Consider the following 21,630-nt stretch of genomic DNA (forward strand, 5'->3'; position numbering starts at 1 on the left):
GTGCCCATCCTGAGATTGCCGGTCGCCAAGACGCTCATGGATTGCCGGCCTCGGCTTCGACATAGCGCGGGAAAACCCCGACCGGCGCCGGCAGGCTGACGCCGGACGCAAGCCGGTGCGTTCCGCCGAGCCGCGCAAAATCGCGTTCGCCTTCGGGCACGGCCAGAAGATCGAGCAGCTTGCCCGCCGATTGCGGAATGAAGGGTTGCGCCAGAATCGCAACCTGCCGGATCACCTCGGCGGTGACATAGAGCACAGTCGCCTGCCGCGCCGGATCGGTCTTGGCGAGCGCCCATGGCGCCTCACCGGCAAAATAGCGATTGGCGTCGGCGACCACGGCCCAGATCTGATTCAGCACCTGATGCAGCGCCTGCGTCTTCATCGCCTCGCGTGCGCCCTCGATCATCGCATCGGCCGATTCAAGGATGGTCCGGTCGGCCTCCGAGAAGCCGCCCGGCGCAGGCATGACGCCGCCGAGCTGCTTTGCAACCATCGACAGCGAGCGTTGCGCCAGATTGCCGAGATCGTTCGCAAGCTCCGCATTGATGCGCGTCACGATCGCCTCGTGGCTGTAATTGCCGTCCTGGCCGAACGGCACCTCGCGCAGGAAGAAATAGCGCAGTTGATCGACGCCATAGGCGTCGGCCAGCGCAAACGGATCGATCACATTGCCGACCGACTTCGACATTTTCTCGCCGCGGTTGAACAGAAAGCCGTGGCTGAAAATGCGGCGCGGCACCGCAACGCCCGCCGACATCAGGAAGGCAGGCCAATAGACGGCATGGAAGCGCACGATGTCCTTGCCGATGACGTGGAGGTCGGCCGGCCAGTATTTGCGGAAGGTCGCGCTGCCGACATCGGGATAGCCGACCGCGGTGATGTAATTGGTCAGCGCATCGACCCACACATACATGATGTGCTTGTCGTTGCCGGGCACGCGCACGCCCCAATCGAAGGTGGTGCGCGAGATCGACAGATCCTGCAGGCCGCCCTTCACGAAACTCGCGACTTCGTTGAGACGCTCCTTCGGCAGTACGAAATCCGGATGCTCGGCGTAAAGTGCGAGCAGCTTGTCCTGATAGGCGGAGAGACGGAAGAAATAGCTCTCCTCCTCGACCCAATCGACCGGCGTGCCGGTTTCCACTGCAACGCGCGCGCCCTGCTCGTTCAGGCGCGTCTCGTCCTCGGCGAAATAGCGTTCGTCGCGCACCGAATACCAGCCGGCATATTTCGCAAGATAGATATCGCCGTTGGCCTCCATCCGCTCCCAGATCGCCCGCGAGGCGGCGTGATGGCGCGCTTCCGTGGTGCGGATGAAGTCGTCGTTCGAGCAGTTCATCCGCGCCACCATCTCGCGGAAACGCTGCGCGTTGCGGTCGACCAGATCGCGCGGGCTCAGGCCCTCCTTGACCGCGGTCTGCTGGATTTTCTGACCGTGCTCGTCGGTGCCGGTGAGGAAGAAGACGTCGTAACCGTCGAGCCGCATGAAGCGCGCAATCGCGTCGGTGGCGATCGCCTCATAGGCATGGCCGATATGCGGCACGCCGTTCGGATAGGAAATCGCGGTGGTGATGTAGAAGCTGCGACGCGCCGGCGCGTCCGTTACCTGCGGACGAACGGCCAGTTGCGGCGCCGGCGGAAGCTTCGCGCGGGGCTTTGCGGGTGGCGCGGCGGGCGGCTTTGCCGGCGTCCTAACGGGCGGCTTGGTCTCGGCGGTGACGGGCGCCGGTATCGGAGCGACTGTGAGCGTGCCCGGTGTTGCGGCGGACAGTGCTGCGGTCTTGGCCCTCTTGGCGGTCTTGGTGCTCTTGGCCCTCGTGGCGGTCTTGGACGATTGCTTCGTTTTCCTTGCGGACGGCGCTTTGCGCGCTGAAGCCTTCTTCTTCGCGGCAGTCCGTTGCTGGTTTTTCGTGACCGCTTTTTTCCGTTTCCCGGCGGCAGGCTTTTTCGTTTTCCTGACTGCTTTTTTCCTGGCCGATGTCTTTTTGACCGGCCTCTTCCGTTTCGCTGCGCCGTTCCGCGAACGCCTGACCTTGCGCGCAGCGGCCGATGTCGTCGCCCGCTTGGCGTGTTTCGATTTGGTTTTCTTCGCCATGGTCACTCAGCCGTCACGGGATGCGGTTGCACACAGGAATGGCCGCGGCGCAGGCGCGGCCGGTCGGATTTTCGACGCGAGAGCTATCAGCCGCGCGCTGCGTCGGCAAGGCGGCCGAAGGTTCTGAAGATCAAGGGCTTGCGATCCAGATTATAGGTATCGGTATCGCGGGCCGCGAGGTTCAGTTCATCCCAAATCCCGGCGATCTGCACTGCTTTGGCGCTATCGGCTTGGGCCTTGGCCTGAACCGTCGCAGCAAGCCGCGCCGAGAGCCAGTCATTGACCGCATCAAGCACAATCTCGAAGACCCGCGCATCGGACTGGGCGAGACTGTCGGCAAGCGCGTGAAGCTCGCGCATGTCGAGCGCCGGCAGCCTTGCCAGCAAGTCCATGGTCTGCTGACGAAGCTTGAAGGCCGGCCCCTCCGAGAGCGACAGGGCCCGGCTCACGCTGCCTTCGGCTGCGGCGACGATGGCGGGATCGGGCGCCTCCCCGGTCGCCGCGGCAAGCGCCTTGGTCAGCGCATCGGGCGCGAGCGGACGCAGCATCAGCCGGTGGCAGCGCGACCGGATGGTCGGCAGCACCGCGCCGGGGGCATGACTGACGAGGAGAAACAGCGTCCGGGCCGGCGGCTCTTCGAGGCCCTTCAGCAGCGCATTGGCGCTTTCGGCATTGAGATCGTCAACCGCATCCACGATGACCACACGCCAGCCGCCGAAGCCTGCGGTCGCGCCGAGAAACGTTGCGACCTTGCGGGCATCGTCGACGCGGATCACGGTGCGCAGCTTGCCGGTCTCTGACAGGGTCCGCTCGAGCACCAGCAGGTCCGGATGGGAACGTGCCGCGATCAGCCCGGCGGCGGGATGATCGGCTGCGACCGACAGCGATGCCGCGTCCTGCACGGCCGGCGCCGCCGGATCGGGATGGGCGAACACGAATCGCGCCATCCGGAACGCAAGCGTCGCCTTGCCGATGCCGGGCGCTCCCCCGATCAGCCAGGCATGCGGGATGCGCCCCGACCGATAGGCGTCGAGCAGCGTACGCTCGGCGCCGTCATGGCCGAACAGCACGGCGGTTTGCCGCGGATGCGCGATGCCGTCGTCGTCCGCGGCCGCGGATGCAGCGCGCGCCATCAGCGGGCGTCCTGGATCGCAAGCGGCGCTGTTGCGGGGTCGAGCCTGCGCACGACCGCCGACCAAATCCGCTCGCTCACCTGTTCCGGAGTACCGGCCGCATCGATCAGCACGCAGCGCTCCGGTTCGCCCGCGGCCAGCTGGCGATAGGCCTCGCGCAGCCTTTCGTGAAACGCCAGATCCTCGCTTTCGAAGCGGTCGGCATCGGCATGGCCGCGCCGCGCATGCGCGCGCGCAAGGCCGGTTTCCGCCGGCGCATCAAGGATGACGGTGAGGTGGGGCCGGGTGTCGCCCACGGTGATCTTCTCCAGACGCTTGATGAGCCGTGGATCGACGTGGCCGAGCACGCCCTGATAGACGCGGGTCGAGTCGGCAAAACGATCGCAGATGACCCAGCGGCCGCGGTCGAGCGCGGGCCTGATGGTGTGCGCGATGTGATCCTCGCGCGCCGCCGCAAACAGCATTGCTTCGGCCTCGGGACCGAGCGGCTTTGCCGCGCCGGAGAGCAGCACATGACGGATCACCTCGGCGCCGGGCGAACCGCCGGGCTCACGGGTGACCGTCACGGAAAGCCCGAGCGAGGTCAGCCGCTCCGCAAGCGCCTGCGCCTGGGTCGACTTGCCGGTCCCCTCGCCGCCCTCAAAGGTGATGAACTTGCCGCGCATGCCTCATCTCTGCCGCCGAGCGGCCGCCGTCACAGTTTCTCCAGCCCGGCGCGGAACCAGCCGCCGAACAATTCCGCGAGCGCGTCCATGGCGCGGCGATGCAGCGGGCCGCCGGTCACCGCCTCCGCCGTCTGCAGCGGCACTTCCAGCGCGACATTCTCGCCGCGCCAGACCTTCAGGACGCCGACCGGTTGCCCCTTCTCGACCGGAACCTGCAGCGGCCCCTGATAAACCACGCGCGCGATGATCCTCTCCGTGGTGTTCTTGGGCACCATGAGCCGGATCGGCTTGTTGTCGCGCGCTTCCAGCCCGACATAGCGCTGCTCGCCGCCGAACACACGGGCATCGCCGACTTTCTGCCCTTGCTCGAACAGCACGCGCGATTCGAATCCGTTGAAGCCGAAGTTCAACAGGCGACGCGCCTCGTCGGCGCGCTCATTTGCCGTCTTCAGTCCGTTCACCACCACGATCAGGCGCAGATCGTTCTGCACCGCAGAGCCCACCAGTCCGTAGCCCGCTTCCTTGGTGAAGCCGGTCTTGAGCCCGTCGGCGCCGATATTCATCGCGAAAAGCGGGTTGCGGTTCAACTGCCGGATCTTGTTCCAGGTGAATTCGCGCTCGGCATAGAGTTTGTAGAATTCCGGATAGGTCTGAATGATGTGACGCGCGAGTTTTGCGAGCTCGCGCACGGTGACGCGCTGATCGGGGTCGGGCAGCCCGGTGGAATTGGTGAAGTTGGATTGCGTCAATCCGAGTTCGCGCGCGCGGCTGTTCATCATCCGCGCAAAGGCGTCCTCGTTGCCGGCGATACCTTCCGCCAGCGCGATACAGGCATCGTTGCCCGACTGGATGATGGCGCCGTGCAACAGGTCGGAGACGGTGATGCGACTGTGGATCGGCGCGAACATGGTCGAACCGCCGGACGGCGCGCCGCCCCTGCGCCACGCATTCTCGCTGATGACGAATTCCTCGTCCAGCTTGACATTGCCTTCCTTGATCTCGTTGAAGACCGTTTCCGCGGTCATCAGCTTTGCAAGGCTGGCCGGCGGGACCAGCATGTCGGCGTTCTTTTCGAACAGCACCGTGCCGGATTCGTATTCGATCAGGATTGCAGTTGGTGCTGCGGTCTGAAATCCATCGTCCTTGGTCTTGCCGCCGGCGATGGTTGCGGGTGCGGCAATCGCACCAGCGTATCCTGCAACGACAGCAAAGCCGACGGCGGCGGCAAGGGCGCGGAAGGCCAATCTCGACATCGGACGGACAATACCACGTTAGGCGCGAACATCGCGCGAGCGACGCCCCCAAGGATGAAGCCGGCAACGCGCTAGTAAAGACCGCGTCCGCTAATGAAACCGGCGCGCGCATCATAGCGCATGCCGCCCGCGTCGGGAACCGCATGAAGTGAGGAGCGCTGCGACCGGGACGCCGCGGTCATCGCGGTCAGGCCCGGCGAAACCGGCTCGCCGAGATTGTAGGGCCGCCCCGGCGGAACCGGAACCGGGCCGCCAACCGGGATACCGCGCGGGGTTTGCGGCAATGCGATCGGCGCGTTGCCGGCGGCGGCTACAACGACCGGCGCCGGCGCTGGCTCACCATGCCGCAGTGTTGCCACGAGCCGGCGGTCATCCGAGCCCTCGAGTGCGGCGCGGCCGATATATTCGACCCGGACCCGGGCGACGCCACTGTCCTTGAAGCCAAGCAATTGTGCGCTTCTGTGCGAGAGATCGATCACCCGGTTGCCATGGAAGGGCCCGCGATCGTTGACCCGGACGATCAGCGAGCGCTTGTTGGCGAGATTGGTGACGCGGACATAGGACGGCATCGGCAGCGTCGGATGCGCGGCGGAGATCGATTCCATGTCGAAGACCTCGCCATTCGCCGTCAGCCGCCCGTGGAAATCGCGGCCATACCAGGACGCAAGCCCCTCCGACCGGTAGCTGGTATTCTCTTCGGGAATGTAAGTTCGGCCGGCCACGACATAGGGCTTGCCGACCCGGTAGACGCCGCCGCCCTTCGGAACCCGCTCGCCCATCTCGACCACACGCGGGCTCGACGCAACGCCGTATTTCGGATCGACCTTGCGGGCGAATTTGTCGGACGAAGCGCAGCTCGCGAGTGCAAGCGCTGCGGCCATTGCGGCCGCGGCCCGAATCGCACCATTCCCCCGAAACGACGGCATCCCGTCCCCAACGCATCTCAGGGGCCGCAAGCCCCTCCCCGGATTCACCATAGCGTGACCCGTGCGCCACGCAAATGCCCGGGCTAATCAGATGGTTAACGCGGCCTGAGCGCATGGTATCCGGCACCGGAATTTTGTACAATGATACCGTAAACAGGAGACGTGCGAGATGGCCGCGCTCCTGAAGATTTGTCTCGGGTGTCTATCCGGCTTCGATCTGGCTGCTGTTCTCGCTGGCCGTCGTCGCCTCAGGTCACGGGCTGTCGGGCGCCATGGGCCTGCCATCCGTGGCCGCCAACGTTCTCGCCTTTGTCATCTGCATCATGCTTTCCATCCGGCCATGGCGTTTTTCCCTTCGGTCAGGTGGTCGGCGACGTGCGCGCGATGCGAAGCCACTTGCACGCCATGCGCGCCTGTTACGAGCCCGGGACGCAGCCCTAACCCGGTTTGCGGCTTGCAATGGCGCCCTCCTTCCCCCATTCAGAGACAGCCGGATGGAAGGGTGGCCGAGTGGTTTAAGGCAGCGGTCTTGAAAACCGCCGTGGGTGCAAGCTCACCGTGGGTTCGAATCCCACCCCTTCCGCCAGAAGCAGGCGAGATGGCCGGGGACGACCATCCCCGGGGACGGCGTCGCCGCCAATCCTCTCGCGCCACAAAGCCTCACGCCCCTGTGACGGCCGAAGGCCCGCGCATGTGACGCCCCTCACATCGGCACGGCGGCCGGCGAACTACGTCAATTCCAGCTGAAAAGTCGTCACCCCTCCGCAACAGGGAGGATACCGGCATGGTTCGTCACAGCATGCTGACATTGGCCGCCGTCGCGGCGCTTGCCGCCGCCGCAGCCATGTACGTCTCCAGCGCCCATCAGCCGCACCCGGAACTGAGCGTCGAGACCGGCGACGGATATCACGCTCACCGGAAAGTGCAATTTGCTCCGCATTACGGATACCATTCGCCCAGTTATGGCCGGGGTCACATTCTCGAGCGGTGCCTGTCCGAGCCGATCGATTGCGGCCTCGTGGTCTGGTAGCCCCGACGTGCGGTGGACCTGCGGCTTCATGGGGCCGATGTTTTTCTGGATATGCGCGCTCAAATGACGGGTCAGGTCGCGCCTGCGACCGCCGCAAGCGATCGCAAATCCATGAGCACGATCTCGCCGCGCTCGAGCCGGATCCAGTTCAGATTTTCCCAGTCGCGCAGCTGCTTGTTGGTGCTTTCCCGCGACGCCCCGATGATCTGCGCGATCTCGTTCTGAGTCAGCGCAATCCGGTTGCCGCCTGCACTGTCGCAAAGCCGCAGCAGCGTCCTGGCGAGCTTCGCCGACAGATCGAGGAACATCACCTCCTCGACCTGCCGGCTGGTATTGCGCAGTCTCTCGCACAGCACTTCGATCAGCCGCTGCGCCACGTCCGGGCTGCTGTGCACCAGCGGCAGGAAATCGCGGCGCTCGATCACGATGAGCTTACAGTCGGTGAGTGCGATGACGTCCGCCGTCCGCTCACCGCCGTCCAGAAGCGCGATCTCACCGAAAATGTCTCCTGTGTTCAGAACATTGAAAACCGCATATTTGCCGCGGGACGAGAATGAGATGACTTTGACCTGGCCCTCCAGAATCGCGAACAGACACGTCCCGGCATCGCCCTTGGAGAAGATGGTGGCACCACGTTCCACATTGCGGACGCGGGCGTGCGATCGCAACCTGTCGAGAAGATCGGACCCCAATATCCCAAAGATCGGGTGATTGCGAAAAAACGCGAGCCGCTCTGCAATCTGGATCTGGTGCGCTGACAGCTCGGTCGTCATCGTCGCTCGAATCGGCTTGCCGGAAAAGTCCGGCAAATCCCGCCCATGATGGTGGCGATGGTGGCGGAGGACGGACTTGCGGGGCACTCGCCGCCGCTTCCGAAACCATTTTCTTTCCCGCGTATCGCCTGACGCCTGATCATTCCCGCACGCTCACATTTCGGCCGTTGCAGCGGTTGTCCTGGGCAGACAAGGCCGTCAGGAGGCCACGGGCTCGCGTCAAATCCTCGGTATCGTAACCCTCGCGGAATCCCTCATAGACCGGTGCGATCCACCGGCGCGCCTCCTCGCTGCGGCCCTGCGAATGCAGGAGCGCCGCAAGTCCGCTCGCCGCCCGCAGCACAAACGAGCGTGCGCCCTGCCGCTCGGCAATCTGAACCGCCTTCTTGAAGCTTGCCTCGGCTTCGGCTGCGCGCGCCGCGCCAAGCGTCGCAAGGATCTGTGCCCGCTGCCGGTGCAATTCCGCTTCCCACGACCGGCCCGTCACCTCGTCCAGCCCGACCAGAGCCCTTTCGATGATGGATAGTGCCGCTTCGCGATCTCCGCTTCTTGCGGTCATGTCTGCGAGCCATTCGTCCATCATCGGCAGCATATACCGTACGCCGGCCTTGCGCATTTCCGCGAGGCCGAGCCTGATTTCGGATCTGGCCAGTTCGGTTTCGCCAAGCCCCCCGCGCGCGTAGCCGCGCGACACTCTCGATAGCAGGACATACAGCGAAAAACGCTGCTCCCGCGAAATCTCGAAGCTGGTCTCGGCGCTGGCCAGCGCGGCACGCGGTTCGCCGCGCAGCAGATGGACAACGGACGTCATATAATGCGCGAAGGCGATGCTATAGGGCTGGTCGAGTTGCCGCGACAGCTCGAGCGCCTTGGACACCCGCGACAACGCCTGTTCGGGATACCCCAAAATCCACAGATCCCATGACAGCAGCAACAGGGATGCCGTCTGGGGTTCGACCATATAGCGGCTGTAGAGCGATTGGCGGTCTTTGCGTTGCGATAGCTCGATCGACATTTCGAGATGCTGTCTCGATTGCTCGAATTCTCCGATCGACAGCAGCGTACTGCCCATAACCCGATGACCAACCATGAGCGGCACGGCGTCCGACGTTCCCTCCGCCCTGATCAGGAATTCTTTCGCCATACTCAGCGCCTGATCGTTGTTGCCGCTCATCCAGGCATGCCCCCAAAGCCCGTAGAGCGCCTGAAAATATTCACCGGGCTTGTTCAGCTGCAGGCACAGGCTGCGGGCGCGGGCAAACACCTCCCGCGTTTCTTCCGCGGCATAGCCGCGGACGGCGATCATCGGGATCCCGAGCGCCAGATGCAGACTGATTTCCTGCGCGGTGCGATCGGATGTGTCCGGGCAGCCCGCCAGCGCGTCCAGCGCACGCCTGAAATGCGAGATGGCCTCGACATTGGCGGACCGGGCGGTCGCCCGCTGACCGGACAGATGCCAGAATCGAACAGCCTTCAAATAATTTCCCGCTTCGCTGAAGTGATGCGCAAGCAGTTCCGGCTGCGTCTCAACGATTCCGGAAAAGCGGCTTTCCAGAATTTCCGCGATCTCGGAATGCATCTGGCGCCGGCTGCTTTTCAGGAGCGAGTTGTAGATCGCATCGCGCATCAAGGCGTGCTTGAACGCGTAGAGCGGATGCGGCGATCCCCCCGACCGATAGATGATATCGGCCTCTTCGAGGCGCGCGAGAGTGAGGTGCAGGCTGTTCTCGTCGACCGGCAGCGCCAAGGCCAGCAGTTCATGAGAGAAATCGCGGCCGATCACCGCGGCGGTTTGCGCGAGACGGCGTCCCTGCGGAACGCGATCGAGACGCTCCATCAACGCATCGGAAAGCGTGTCCGGAACCCTGAGGATGGCGGCTGGATTTGCATAACCTGCGCCGTCGGCCGACGGCTGGCTGCGCATTGCGGACAGAATGCTGTTCGTCAGTTCCTCGATGTACAACGGCAATCCGTCCGCCTTCTCGATAATCTGGTTCATGACCGGCTGGAGCGGCACGCTTTCCCGCAGCGCAATCGCCTCAACCATTCCGGCGACCTCACTGCGCGACAGGCGGGTCAGGGAATGAACGGTGACGTTGGAGCGGGTGAGCCAGTTCGGTCTGAATTCCGGGCGGTATGAGACGATGAGCAGGATGCGGGCGCGATCGACACGGCCGATCGCCAGCTCAAGCAGCTCCCATGTCGACGGATCGATCCAGTGAACATCCTCGAAAATGCAGAGCGTCGGATGCTCCGCGGAGAAGCCCAGCAGGATATCCACAAGGGCCGTGACGGTTCTGTTCTTGATCTGTTGCGGCGTGAGCGACGCAAGCTGATTTTGCTGGTCGCCTGAGATCGACACCAGATTTGCCACCAGTGCGAGAGTATCCGGATCGTCCCCGACGGTGCCGGGAAGATAAGCCTGCAGCTTCCTGAGCTTGTCGCTGGCCGATTCGCGCGGCAGCAACTGCGCCGAACGCTCGATCTGCTCGATGACCGGAAAGAACGCGCTCTGGGTGTGATAGGGCGAGCATTGGTGATTGAAAAGAAAATGCGGTTCGGACTGGAGCTGGACTTTCAGTTCGTGAATGAGCCTCGATTTTCCGACACCGGGCATTCCCGACAGCAAGATGACCTGGCCATCGCCCTCCTTCGACTTGGCCCAGCGGTCGAACAGCATATTCAGTTCGGTCGAGCGCCCAACCAGCGGGGTTAGCGTCTCCGGATGCGCTGCGTCGAACCGGCTGTCGACCGATTTGGCGCCGAGCACCCGATAGACCTGAATGCGCCGCGTAATGCCCTTGAGTACGTGGCGGCCGATGTCCTGGTACTCGAAGGCGCCCGCGAGCAGCTTTCGCGTGGCTTCGGAAATCACAATGGCGTTTGGGGCGGCCATGGCTTGCAGCCTGGCGGCGATATTCGGGGTCTCGCCGACCGCATCCACCGACGAATCATCGCCTGCGCCGACTTCGCCGACCACAACCGGGCCGGAACTCACGCCGACCCGGGCCGCAAGCTGTGCCGGACCTGCGATCCCAGAGATGGCCGAGATTGCCTCCAGGCCGGCATGAACCGCACGAATGGCATCGTCTTCATGGGCGCGGGGCCAGCCGAAAAAAGCCATGACTCCGTCACCCATGTAGCGGGCGACCCATCCGCCATACCGACGGATGGCGGTGCTGCAGGCCTCGCGATACGACGCGAGCAGAACCTGCAAGTCCTCCGGCTCCATCGTCTCGGAGAGTTTGGTCGAATCCACGAGATCGCAGAACATGACCGTGATGTGCCGATGCTCGGCTTCACGATACGGCGCAGCGGCAGCAACCGATGCGGCATGAAGCGCAGCAACGCCATGGCCGGAGTCTCTGCCGCTGACTTCGGCCCTGAGAGCACGCAAGAACGACTTCCGATGTCCAAGCGACATGCCGATCCGTTCCAGATCGGCCTCGGTCAATTCAGATAGAAGCGTATAGTCGATGTTGTGATCGATGAACGACGCCGTGTACTGACCGAGACCGTGTTCAGTCAGCCATTCCCCAAGGTCATGGATTGACTTCGGCAATGTCTGGATCCCGCTGTCTGCGGCCTGCGAAACGGGGTGATGACGCGATCGGATCGGTCCGGGCCCACCCGCGAGCCGGATGCCAGCCATCATCGCATGATCGCCATAGCGAACCGATAAAAATAATCGTGTCCGTTGTTCTGCATGCAACGGATTGCTTAGCCCGGCGCGAGGCTCATACGTTGGACCCCAACGCAGACTTGGCGCCTTTCGCGCACAGTATTGACTGCGATGCACCGCGCCGGCGTTGCACCGTCCGATTTGGCGCAACCACGGATGCGCGTGGCCGCGCGATGTCAAACTGCAGGCCGAGACCCGGCCTGCATCAACGGCCGCCCAGTGTCGAAGCCCAACGGCTCGCCGGCCGCGCGTTCCAGTATCGCTATGACTTCCGCCTCGGTTCGCATCAATTCGCGATTGTATCCCTTCGCCATGATCACGGCAGACTGATAGGTCTCCCGTACGACCTTGATCCGGTCATCCGCGGGAAGCGCCGCCACAAACGCAATCGTCTCTTCGACATGCGCGGCTTCGCTGCCGAGACCGCTGTGGCTGCGCAGGAAGCGGGTCGCATCCACGCCCTCGGGGCAGATCGCCTTGACGCTTTCGATATCGGCCGCCTGCTTCAGCGCCGCGATCCGTTCCAGACAGTAGGAATAGCCGACGCAGCCGATCGGATAGTCCTCGGCGCACAGCTCGTCGAAATGCCTGCACATCGGCGCGATGCCCTCGGGCACGAGATTGGCAACCAGCCGTTCAGCGGGGACACCAAGCGCACCGAGATCCTTGAGTGCAAGCCGGTCGTGCCCGGTTTCCTCGCGCGCACGCTCTTCGAGGTAGGCCGTCACATCGGGACGGCCGAGCTCTTGGAACCGCCGGCCGGCGCGCCGCAGGTTTTTCGCTGTGTCGACAGAGGTGTGATAAGCGCCGATCAGCGCCATCACGTAGCCCGCAATGGTCGGACTTGGTGTTGCAAGGGTCGTTTCGATCCGCCTGAAGCCGAGATGAATCGCCCCATCGAGCAGGGAGACGGCCGTTGCAGCCGAGCCGCGCCCCGTCATCGGTGTTCCGAATGGATCAGCGCCCTTGTCCTTCGCGTCGGGCCTATAAAACCAGACTTCTCCGGTCTCGCGCGCGATGATCGAAACATCGCCGTCGACGTCGACCCATTCGGTGATCGGCCGTGCCATTCCGAACCTCCTGCTTGCGGAGTGCTCGCGTGAAGCCGTGTCTGGAAGAATATTTGCGCGACGCGAACAAAGCTCCCGTGAAGATAAAGCCGCCGGATCTGAACTGTGTTGGATGTACGGACTAAATGCCGTTCGGCACGCAGGCCATCAGAAGCTTCGCCGTCTCAAGCAGGCTGTGCTGGGGCGCGTTTGTCGCGACACGCTTTTCATCGGGCAAGACAAACACAACCTCGTTGTCGTCATCCTGCGTGTATCCTTGGACGCTCCAGTACTGATCCTCGCGGATAACGACTGGATTCTCGAGGAAAATTCCGCGCTTTTGCAATTCCGCTTTGACAAAGGCCCTGTCGTTCAACAGGTTGGTTCCGAAATTATTCTTGTTGACCCATGCATCGACAATAAGTTGGGCAAGTGCATCGCTTTGGTAGGACGTGTCGGCCACAGCCATCCTGTCCCGGCGGGCATCCAGCATTCCTGGCCCGGCCGATTGATCCGCCGCCGCTGCCATACGTGCAGCTCGCTCCTCGCCTTTGACTTTGCGATAAATTGTCATAACCAGCCCTCCGCTTCTGAAGCAGGTCCGACGCGCAGCCGGTGGCGGTCAACAAGCCAGCGGCTTGCAATTTACGCATGCTAGTTGTGAAAGGGTACGATTGCAAGCGAACCGAATTCGCTAACGCCAAGTCGGCATGTCACGTCGACATGATGCCAGTCACTAAATACCATCACCTCAGAAAACGCCGCGATCGATGCGCCGAGTTTTCATGCAATTCGTCTTTTCCAGTTCGTCGCGCTAAGCGTCGTTGCGGCGCTGATCGATCACGTTGTCTGAGACCTTCAGGGTGCGGCGCACCGGAAACAGCACCAGCCCCCATCGGTCCGAGACGTAGCCCCAAATGCCCTTGGGCGCGAACAGCATGATCACGATGGCGAGCGCACCGAGCAGGATGAGGTAATAGGTGCCGTAGCTCGAGAGATAGGTCTGCATCAGATAGAAGATGATGACGCCAATGATCGGACCTTCGATGGTGCCGATACCGCCGATCACCACAATGAAGATCACATAAGCGGTCCAGTCGAGCACGGAGAAGGCTGCATCCGGCGAAATGCGTGCCTTCTGAAGATAGATCAGCGCGCCGACCATGCCGGTGCCGATGCCTGCGAACACGAACACCCAGAATTTGGTCCGGAAATTATCGATGCCGACGGCCTCGGCCGCGGTCTCGGAGTCGCGGATCGCCGCGAGCGCAAGGCCCCGCCGCGACCGCAGGATCCAGTAGACCGCAGCAACCGTACCCACCACGAGTGCGAGCGCGATCCAGTAGGTGACAATATCGCGCGCGGCTGGCGTGCGCACATCGAATGCGGTCCTGACCCAATCGATGCCGAACACATTATTGGTGACCGCAGGCGGCAGCGAGGTTCCGGTGCCGCCGCCAAGCGACTTGAACTGCGCGAGCACCAAACGATAGACCTCGGCCATCACCCAGGTGCCGATGGCAAAGTATGCGCCGCGCAGCCGGAACACGACAAAGGCTGTCGGGATGGCGCACAACCCCGCAAACGCGCCCGCAAGAATGATGGCAAGGATCGGATCGAGATCCAGAAAGATCGTCAGCGCGAACAGCAGATACGCGCCAAGTCCGACAAAGGCCTGCTGGCCGACCGAGACCAGGCCGGCATAGCCGGCCAGGAGGTTCCAGTATTGCGCCAGGGCCAGCATGTAGAAGATAAAGATGAGATCCTGAATGGCATTGCGGCTCGCGAAGGCCGGCAGCACGATCAGCAGACCCACGACGCCCGCCGCCAGCAGGCCGAGCGCCCGCCCATAGCTGCCGCCGACCTCGCTGGAATAGGTCTTTGCGGATGAAAGCGGCTCGACCCCGGTTCGCCGCCGGTCCGTGTCTTTGCGCTGCTGCCAGCTGGCGACTTGCCAAAACAGATCCATCGCACGGCCTCAATCGAAGGCGCGCGGGAACAGCCCGCGCGGCCTGACAACGAGGACGATGAGGAAGGCGATGTGACCCGCGAGGATCTGCCATTCGGGGTTGATGGCGGCGCCGATCGTCTGGGCGAGCCCGATGATCATGCCGCCGATCAGCGTGCCCCACAGGCTGCCAAGCCCGCCGATAATCACCGCCTCGAATGCATAGATCAGCCGCGCCGGACCGATGGTCGGATCGAAATTGGCGCGCATGCCGAGATAGAGCGCGGCAATCGTCACCACGATCATGGCGATCCCCATCGCCATGGCGAAGATGCGGCCATGATCGATGCCCATCACCTGGGCGACCTCAAGGTCGTCGGAGGTGGCGCGAAAGGCGCGGCCGAGCTGCGTGCGATAGAACAGAAAGTTCAGGGCGAGGATCACGCCGATCGCGGACAGGAAGGTGAGCAGCGGCAGCACCCCGAACGCCACCCCTCCCCCGAGCGAAATCGACGCCGTGCCGATATCGCCGGCACGAAGCAACTGGCTGTCCGCGGAGAAGGTCTCCAGCAGTCCGTTCTGGATAATGATCGACAGACCGAAGGTGACGAGCAGCGGCGGCAGCAAATCGCGACCGAGCGTGCGGTTCAGCAAGACGTGCTGAAGGCCGAAGCCGATCGCGAACATGATCGGGATTGCAAACAACGTCGCCAGAAAGGGATCGATCCCCAGCCCGGCGCCGATCGCGAGGATGACGAACGCGCCGAGCACGATCAGATCGCCATGCGCCAGATTGACCAGCCGCATGATGCCGAAAATCAGCGACAGCCCCGCCGCGAATAATGCGTACAACCCGCCGAGCAGGATGCCCTGGATGATGGTGTTGATCCACTCCGCCATGACCGTCACGATCCGAAATAGGCGTTGTGAATCTGCGCGCGCGTCAGCTCTCCCGGGCGCCCGGCGAGCGACAGCCGTCCCTCCTGGAAGCAATAGACGCGATCGGCGACCTGCAGCGCCTGCACGATATCCTGCTCGACGATGATCACGCTGGTGCCGCTGTCCTTGATGCGCGGCAGCGCCGCATAAATGTCGCGGATGATGATCGGAGCCAAACCCAGGCTGATCTCGTCGCAAAGCAGCAGACGTGGATTGGAAATCAGCGCGCGCCCGATCGCCGCCATCTGCTGCTGGCCGCCCGACAAGGTGGTGCTGGCGGCATTACGGCGTTCGCGCAGCACCGGAAACAGCCGGTAGATTTCCTCAAGCGACCACGGTCCGGGAGCTTGCCGGCCGTAGCGGCCGATCAGGAGATTTTCCTCGACCGTGAGCGAGGGAAACAACCGCCGCCCCTCGGGCACCAGCGAAATGCCGAGCTTCATGACATGTGCGGCAGGCAGCGCGCCGATCGCGCTCCCGTCGAACATCACGCTGTCCGCATCGTTGCGGATCAGACCGGCGATCGATTTCAGATAGGTGGATTTACCCGCACCGTTGGCGCCGATAATGGCCACGGTCTCGCTCTGCTCCAGATAGGTGTCGATACCGTACAGCGCCTGAAAATCGCCGTAGAATGATTTCAGCGCGCGGGTTTCGAGAAGGGCCATTACGCGTCGATGCCCATATAGATCTGCCGCACTTCGGGGGAGTTCATCACCGTGCGCGGATGCCCTTCGGCAATCTTGCGTCCGAAATTCAGCACCACCAGCCGCTCGACGATGGCGAGCAAGGCATGCACCACATGCTCGATCCAGACGATGGTGGTGCCGTCGGCATGGATGCCGCGGATGGTCTCGACCAGTTCGGAGCATTCGCCCTCGGTCAGGCCGCCGGCGATCTCGTCGAGCAGCAGAAGGCGCGGTCCGGTGGCCAGCGCTCGTGCCATTTCCAGACGCTTGCGCTCCAGCAGCGTCAGCCGGCCGGCCGGCACATTGGCGCGCGGCAACAGATGCGTGAGATCGAGGATGCGACCGCAGGCGTCGATCACGTCGCGCTCGTTCTGGTCGCGTCCGTAAACCGCCCCGGCCAGCAGATTCTCGAACACGGTCAGATTTTCGAAAGGCTGCGGGATCTGATACGAGCGGCCGATTCCGGCGACGCAGCGCCGGTGCGTCGGTACCCGCGTGATGTCCTTGCCGTCGAGAAGGATCTTGCCGGCTGCCGGCGAAATGCCGCCTGCGATGAGGTTGAACAGCGAGGTTTTTCCGGCACCGTTCGGTCCGATGATGCCCAGCGCCTCCCCGGCCGCGACCGACAGGTCGATCTTGTCGGCGACCACAACGGAGCCGAACGATTTGGAGATGCCCTGCAGTTCAAGAAGCATGTGTGTCGATACGCAACCTTGTGCCGGATAGGACAAGGGCCGGGCATGATCCCGGCCCTTGCTTTATGCGCAATCCACGTCAGATCGGCCTCACGCTGAAATGCAGATGTAACTGCGTTCAGGGGTTTAGCCGATCGGCTCCATCTTGCCGCCGGTCGGAATCTCCGGCGCGGTACGGTTATCGGTGACGACGATCTCGAACTTGTTGCCGTCCTTGATACGCCACTGACCGCCGACCAACGGGGTCTTGGCGATGTTCTTGGCGGCGAAGGGCGGCACGTTCTTGCCGTCCCATTTCACCGGACCGGCGACGGTCTGCAGGTCGGTCTTCTGGATCGCATCAACCGTCGATTTGGAATCGCCGATGTCCGCCGTGCGCTTGAGCACGTCCAGCCCGACCTCGAACAGCGAATGCACGAAGCCGATCGGCTGGGTCCATTGTTTCTTGGAGGCCTGCTCATAGGCGTCGCCAAGCTGCTTGGCGCTCATGCCGTTCAACGACGACTTGAACGGATGATTTGGTGTCCACCAGACCTCGGTCGAGAGGTTATGACCGTCCTTGCCGAGCGCCTCCAGCGCGACCGGGAACAAGAGCGCCTTGCCGACCGAGGCGGCCTTCGGGCGGAAGCCCTGCTGCATCGACTGTTTCCAGAAGGTGGTGAAGTCCGGCGGCAACACCACGCCGGTGAGGATCTCGGCATTGGCGCCCTTGAACGCCGCGATCTGCGCCGAGAAATTATCAGTCAGGTTCTGGTAACGGCCCGGATCGAACAGCTTGAACCCGGCCTTGTCGAGCGCCGGGGGCAGGCCGACGACCTTGTCGCCCCAGGCGTTGCCGTCGGCATCGTTGGGGAACAGGCCGCCGACGATCTTGTTGGTGTCGAGCTGGTTCCACATGTTGAGGAAGACGGCGATGACGTCTTCGAGTCCCCAGAAATAGTGATAGGTGTAGTTGAACGGCTTCCAGCTTTTCGGATCGCCCGGATTGGCCTGCCGTCCGATGAAGTATGGCTGCCATGGGCAATTGTTGGTGACGCAGGCCACTTCCTCGATCTCGCACTGGGTCGCCACCGGATTGGTGGTTTCCGGTGTGTTGGCGGCGAGCATCAGATCGATCTTGTCGCGGACGATGAGTTCCTTGGCGACTTCGGCGGCCCTGTTCGGATTGGACTGGCTGTCGCGCACCACGATCTCGATCGGACGGGTTGCGTTGCCGACCTTAAGGCCGCCTTTGGTGGCTTCGCGCACCTGACCGAGCACAAAATTGTCGGCCTCGGCAAAAGCGGCCAGCGGTCCGGTTTGCGGCGACACGAATCCGATCTTGATCGGCTTCTGCTGAGCAATCGCCGGCATGAACACGCCGCTCGATGCCAGCGCCGCGCTTCCCGCCGCCGAATATTTCAAGAGCGTGCGCCGGTCGATGCCAGGTCTTGTGTTTTGTCGTGTGTTTGGGCGCGTGGTTTTGTCGGTCATCGCTTCCTCCCGATATATCATTATGTCTGCTTCGCAAGCGCGCAGCCAAGAGTCGTGTCCCGCAATGCGGTCACGCGCTGCCGTTATTCGATATTCTTGGTGAGCCGCAGCAACGTGTCAACGCCGCGCGGGGGCGCGCGGCGCTATATTCTGGATGTCGGCAGGCGGATGATTAATGCCGGCAAAAGCTGTATCACGGCTCGGTACAGCTGACGCGAGTCATCCGCATATTGCCGGCCGCAGCCGGAACCGGCGAACCGATGGCGGCCTTGCGCGCGCCTTGCCCGCGCTCCACCACCCAGTAGAGACCGAGCCGCGCGCCCGCGACGATCGAGACGATCGCGATCATCGATCCGACCGACAGCGTCGACACTCCGGTTACGCCTTGTCCGATGGTGCATCCCAGTGCGGTGATGCCGCCGAAGCCCATCATGAAGGCGCCGATGACGCGCCGGCGGAACTCCGCAGCGCTCGCCGGGATCTGCCAGCGAAATGTCCCATCGGATGCTGCGGCAACGAAAGCACCGATCACGAAACCAAGAACGGCGCCGATCGGGAAGTCGAGCGAAAGCGCGGTCGACAGCATGCCATACAGCAATGTCTCGCCGAGGGGACCGACAAAGGTGAAGGATTCGATGCGGCGGGTATCGAAGGAATCGTAGCCCACGATGCCGGTCGCCCACCAGCCGGCCACGACGACCGCGCCGATCAAAAAACCGGTGACGGCAAAACGCGGAGTGGCGCGGAAGCCGCGATGGGCAAAGGCATAGGCCGCGATCGCCACACCGACTGCAATCGCTGCAATGGTTGCGCCCTGCCCGCTCAGGCCCGCAAGCAGGGGCAGGCGTTGCGTCGCGGACGCGCCAAGATCGACCGCGAGCGGATCGGTTACGGCCACGCGGACAACGCCGGTCAGTCCGCGCATCGTCATCATCGCGGCGACACCCATCACCAGAAACGCAACAACCGCACGCAGGTCGCCGCCGCCGATCTGGCGCAGCGTGCCCATCCCGCAGGTGCCGTTCAGTGCCATACCGAAGCCGAAGATCAGTCCGCCAAGGATCAGCGCGCCGAGTTCCAGCCGCGATCCGACATAGATCGACTTGGCGACTTCGAGCTCGCCATAGGCTTCCAGCAGGTGCACGCCGACAATCGCGACAGCGATCGCAAGCAGCCAGCTGCGCAGGCGGCGCGTGTCACTGGCATAGACCGAGTCCTCGATGGCCCCGAGCGTGCAGAACCGTCCGCGGCGTGCAACGAAACCGAAAAATGCACCGAGCCCAAGCCCGAGCAGGAAACGCAGCAGGTTGAGCGGAATATCGTCAAACATCGTCACACCTTCGGAGCGCAGAATGCAGCGTGCAGGGCCTCGATCACCTGACGGACTTCAGGGCGCGCGACCGAGTAATAGATGTTCTTGCCGTCACGCCGGGTCTCGACCAGATCGTCGGCGCGCAGGCGCGCGAGTTGCTGGGACACCGCCGGCTGGCGCAGGTTCAGAAGTTGTTCGATCTCGGTGACGGACTTCTCGCCATCGATCAGCAAACACAGGATAACCAGCCGCGCCTCATGCGAGAGCGCCTTGAGCAATTCGCTCGCGGCCTGCGCGTTCTTCATCAGATCGTCGATGTCGAATTCGGGTTTTTTTGGCTTGCGAGCCAGGACCGTGGCCATCGGGTCGCTCCATCCGGGGTGCGACAATACATGCGCCATTCTGCAAGTATTTGAAAGGGATGGAACTTTCAATTTGCGGCGGCGCTAGAGCAAAAGCTTTTCCAAAACGCCCCAAAAAAAGAATTCACCCGGATAACCCTCGATCCGCGCCTTTTCCTTGCCGTCCTCGACCAGCACGAAGGTCGGCGTGTAGATGATCGGGCTCTTCAATTCGACCGAGCTGTCCTTGCCGCGGTCAAGATGCACCTGCCGCAGCGGCAATGTCTTGCCAATCTCGGTCTTGGGATAGACCGGTCCGATCTCCCGGTCCCAGGCCAGACAATACGGACAGCCGGCCCTGCGATACATCACGAGCTCTGCCGACAGCGCCGGCACGGCGGCGCCGGTGGTCACTGCGACCGTTGCGGCAAGAATGCAGAGGGCTTTCCAAATCCACATCGCTGATGTCCTTTGCGCCGGGCGTTTTCCGGCATATAATTTCAAAATCATGAATATACCACATAGACCGGTCCGTCTCTCGCGCCGCGGTCTGCTTGGCGGCGCCGCGGCGTCCCTGGCCGCGCTGCCCGCCTTGGCAAGCGGGCTGAAGCTCAATGACGACGGCCTCTACACCAAGCCGTGGTTCATGGAGAGCCTGCTCGATCTGAACGACGATCTCAAAGAGGCCGCCGACAAGGGCAAGCGTTTCCTGATCATGTGGGAGCTGAAAGGCTGCCCCTATTGCAAGCGGATCCACGAGGTCAATCTCGCGGACCCGGCCATCGAAAACTTCATCAAGGACAAGTTCGAGCTGTTGCAGCTCAACATCATCGGCGCACGCGACGTCACCGATTTCGACGGCGAGCGACTGCCCGAAAAGGCGTTTGCGCGCAAATACGGCATCCGCTCGACGCCGACCTTCCAGTTCTTCCCCGAGCGTGCCGACGGACTGGCGCAGAAGGCGCCGCAGGCGCGCGAGGTGGCGCGCTGGCAGGGCTATATGGAGCCGAAGCCGTTCGTTGCGATGTTCCGGTTCGTCGCCGACAGGGCCTACGAGAAGTCGAGCCTGATTGACTATCTGAAGGCCAACAGCTGAACTTGTGCCTCAGCCGACCTTCAGATAAGCGAAGCCTTTGCCCTGCAATTCTCCCACCGTGGCAACGCCCGAGGGGACGAACTTGATCGCCGGATCGTCGCGGGTCTTGGCCATGTCGACGTTCTGGCGCTTGTAGGTGATCTCGCACAGATAGGCCTCGACGCCGAACTTGGTCAGGCCGACAAACCGCTTGAAGATATCGTCGTCGATCTGGTCCTTTTCCCACGGCGTGCCGCTGCGGTCGGACAGGAAGAATTTGATGCCCGGACCGTGCGCGACGATCACGAGTTTGAGCCGCAGCGAGTCGAACTCGTAGGCCGACAGGTGATTGTTCATGTTGGTCAGCATCTGCGAGAAGCGGCCGACATCGCCGAAATCGCAATGATAGAGACATGCGATATCGGTATCCTTCTTGACGTCGCTCGGGTTGAGCTTCGCTGGCGCAGCAACAACACGCGATGCACCGATCGCGGCCCCTGAAAGCGCGAGCGCACCGATGAATCCGCGCCGGCTGGTACTGGACCTCGTCAT

20 protein-coding genes and 1 tRNA gene are annotated in these 21,630 nt (G+C 62.9%); 3 read left to right on the top strand and 18 right to left on the bottom strand.

Annotated features, from left to right (window positions below; translation table 11 throughout):
* Positions 1 to 34: 34 nt before the first annotated feature.
* The 5 genes from metG to ACK41X_RS03070 all read right to left on the bottom strand — a co-directional run bounded on the left by metG (position 35) and on the right by ACK41X_RS03070 (position 6,027).
* Entirely contained in the window at positions 35 to 2,095 is a 2,061-nt protein-coding gene (gene metG / locus ACK41X_RS03050) for a methionine--tRNA ligase (protein ID WP_409719138.1), read from the bottom strand.
* Positions 2,096 to 2,181: 86 nt separating this feature from the next.
* Positions 2,182 to 3,228 (bottom strand): DNA polymerase III subunit delta', encoded by a 1,047-nt coding sequence (locus tag ACK41X_RS03055; protein ID WP_409719140.1) that lies wholly within the window; start codon positions 3,226 to 3,228, stop codon positions 2,182 to 2,184.
* The gene (gene tmk, locus ACK41X_RS03060) at positions 3,228 to 3,893 is read right to left on the bottom strand and encodes a dTMP kinase (RefSeq protein WP_409719142.1); all 666 of its coding nucleotides are present in this window, start codon (positions 3,891 to 3,893) and stop codon (positions 3,228 to 3,230) included. The genes ACK41X_RS03055 and tmk overlap by 1 nt, the downstream gene beginning before the upstream one ends.
* A 29-nt stretch (positions 3,894 to 3,922) precedes the next feature.
* Positions 3,923 to 5,146 carry a D-alanyl-D-alanine carboxypeptidase family protein gene (locus tag ACK41X_RS03065; RefSeq protein WP_409719144.1) on the bottom strand — a complete coding sequence of 408 codons (1,224 nt, stop codon included), beginning with the start codon at positions 5,144 to 5,146 and terminating at the stop codon, positions 3,923 to 3,925.
* Between the two features lie 71 nt (positions 5,147 to 5,217).
* The gene (locus tag ACK41X_RS03070) at positions 5,218 to 6,027 is read right to left on the bottom strand and encodes a septal ring lytic transglycosylase RlpA family protein (protein ID WP_409719146.1); all 810 of its coding nucleotides are present in this window, start codon (positions 6,025 to 6,027) and stop codon (positions 5,218 to 5,220) included.
* A gap of 541 nt (positions 6,028 to 6,568) precedes the next feature.
* On the opposite strand from ACK41X_RS03070, the gene ACK41X_RS03075 reads away from it, so the two are divergent.
* Positions 6,569 to 6,658: transfer RNA gene (locus ACK41X_RS03075), tRNA-Ser, on the top strand.
* 198 nt (positions 6,659 to 6,856) lie between these two features.
* Positions 6,857 to 7,102 carry a hypothetical protein gene (locus ACK41X_RS03080; RefSeq protein WP_409719148.1) on the top strand — a complete coding sequence of 82 codons (246 nt, stop codon included), beginning with the start codon at positions 6,857 to 6,859 and terminating at the stop codon, positions 7,100 to 7,102.
* Positions 7,103 to 7,173: 71 nt separating this feature from the next.
* On the opposite strand, the gene ACK41X_RS03085 is transcribed toward ACK41X_RS03080, so the two are convergent.
* From ACK41X_RS03085 to ACK41X_RS03140, 12 genes are all read right to left on the bottom strand, one after another.
* Complete coding sequence (locus ACK41X_RS03085; RefSeq protein ID WP_409719150.1) at positions 7,174 to 7,875, bottom strand: Crp/Fnr family transcriptional regulator; 702 nt, start codon at positions 7,873 to 7,875, stop codon at positions 7,174 to 7,176.
* A gap of 139 nt (positions 7,876 to 8,014) precedes the next feature.
* Entirely contained in the window at positions 8,015 to 11,437 is a 3,423-nt protein-coding gene (locus tag ACK41X_RS03090) for an AAA family ATPase (RefSeq protein ID WP_409719152.1), read from the bottom strand.
* 296 nt (positions 11,438 to 11,733) lie between these two features.
* Positions 11,734 to 12,627, bottom strand: coding sequence for a hypothetical protein (locus ACK41X_RS03095; RefSeq protein ID WP_409719154.1), 894 nt, complete (start codon positions 12,625 to 12,627; stop codon positions 11,734 to 11,736).
* A gap of 121 nt (positions 12,628 to 12,748) precedes the next feature.
* On the bottom strand, positions 12,749 to 13,180 hold the full coding sequence (locus ACK41X_RS03100; RefSeq protein ID WP_409719156.1) for a hypothetical protein: 432 nt from the start codon (positions 13,178 to 13,180) through the stop codon (positions 12,749 to 12,751).
* 240 nt (positions 13,181 to 13,420) lie between these two features.
* Complete coding sequence (locus ACK41X_RS03105; protein WP_409719158.1) at positions 13,421 to 14,575, bottom strand: branched-chain amino acid ABC transporter permease; 1,155 nt, start codon at positions 14,573 to 14,575, stop codon at positions 13,421 to 13,423.
* A 9-nt stretch (positions 14,576 to 14,584) separates the two neighbouring features.
* Positions 14,585 to 15,454, bottom strand: coding sequence for a branched-chain amino acid ABC transporter permease (locus tag ACK41X_RS03110; RefSeq protein ID WP_409719160.1), 870 nt, complete (start codon positions 15,452 to 15,454; stop codon positions 14,585 to 14,587).
* 5 nt (positions 15,455 to 15,459) lie between these two features.
* Positions 15,460 to 16,161 (bottom strand): ABC transporter ATP-binding protein, encoded by a 702-nt coding sequence (locus ACK41X_RS03115; RefSeq protein WP_409719162.1) that lies wholly within the window; start codon positions 16,159 to 16,161, stop codon positions 15,460 to 15,462.
* The gene (locus ACK41X_RS03120; protein WP_409719164.1) at positions 16,161 to 16,877 is read right to left on the bottom strand and encodes an ABC transporter ATP-binding protein; all 717 of its coding nucleotides are present in this window, start codon (positions 16,875 to 16,877) and stop codon (positions 16,161 to 16,163) included. The genes ACK41X_RS03115 and ACK41X_RS03120 overlap by 1 nt, the downstream gene beginning before the upstream one ends.
* A gap of 126 nt (positions 16,878 to 17,003) precedes the next feature.
* Complete coding sequence (locus ACK41X_RS03125) at positions 17,004 to 18,350, bottom strand: ABC transporter substrate-binding protein (RefSeq protein ID WP_409719166.1); 1,347 nt, start codon at positions 18,348 to 18,350, stop codon at positions 17,004 to 17,006.
* Positions 18,351 to 18,543: 193 nt separating this feature from the next.
* Positions 18,544 to 19,680: a YeeE/YedE family protein gene (locus ACK41X_RS03130; protein ID WP_409719168.1), complete on the bottom strand. Its 1,137-nt coding sequence runs from the start codon at positions 19,678 to 19,680 to the stop codon at positions 18,544 to 18,546.
* 2 nt (positions 19,681 to 19,682) lie between these two features.
* Entirely contained in the window at positions 19,683 to 20,024 is a 342-nt protein-coding gene (locus ACK41X_RS03135) for an ArsR/SmtB family transcription factor (protein WP_409719170.1), read from the bottom strand.
* An 84-nt stretch (positions 20,025 to 20,108) separates the two neighbouring features.
* Positions 20,109 to 20,462 carry a thioredoxin family protein gene (locus ACK41X_RS03140; protein ID WP_409719172.1) on the bottom strand — a complete coding sequence of 118 codons (354 nt, stop codon included), beginning with the start codon at positions 20,460 to 20,462 and terminating at the stop codon, positions 20,109 to 20,111.
* 49 nt (positions 20,463 to 20,511) lie between these two features.
* Here ACK41X_RS03140 and ACK41X_RS03145 point away from each other — a divergent pair, with 49 nt between their 5' ends.
* Positions 20,512 to 21,099, top strand: coding sequence for a thioredoxin family protein (locus tag ACK41X_RS03145; RefSeq protein WP_409719174.1), 588 nt, complete (start codon positions 20,512 to 20,514; stop codon positions 21,097 to 21,099).
* A gap of 9 nt (positions 21,100 to 21,108) precedes the next feature.
* Here the strand turns inward: ACK41X_RS03145 and ACK41X_RS03150 are convergent, their stop codons facing one another.
* Entirely contained in the window at positions 21,109 to 21,630 is a 522-nt protein-coding gene (locus ACK41X_RS03150; RefSeq protein ID WP_409719176.1) for a DsrE family protein, read from the bottom strand.

The organism is Pseudorhodoplanes sp. (assembly GCF_046289595.1).
Taxonomy (GTDB): Bacteria; Pseudomonadota; Alphaproteobacteria; order Rhizobiales; family Xanthobacteraceae; genus Pseudorhodoplanes.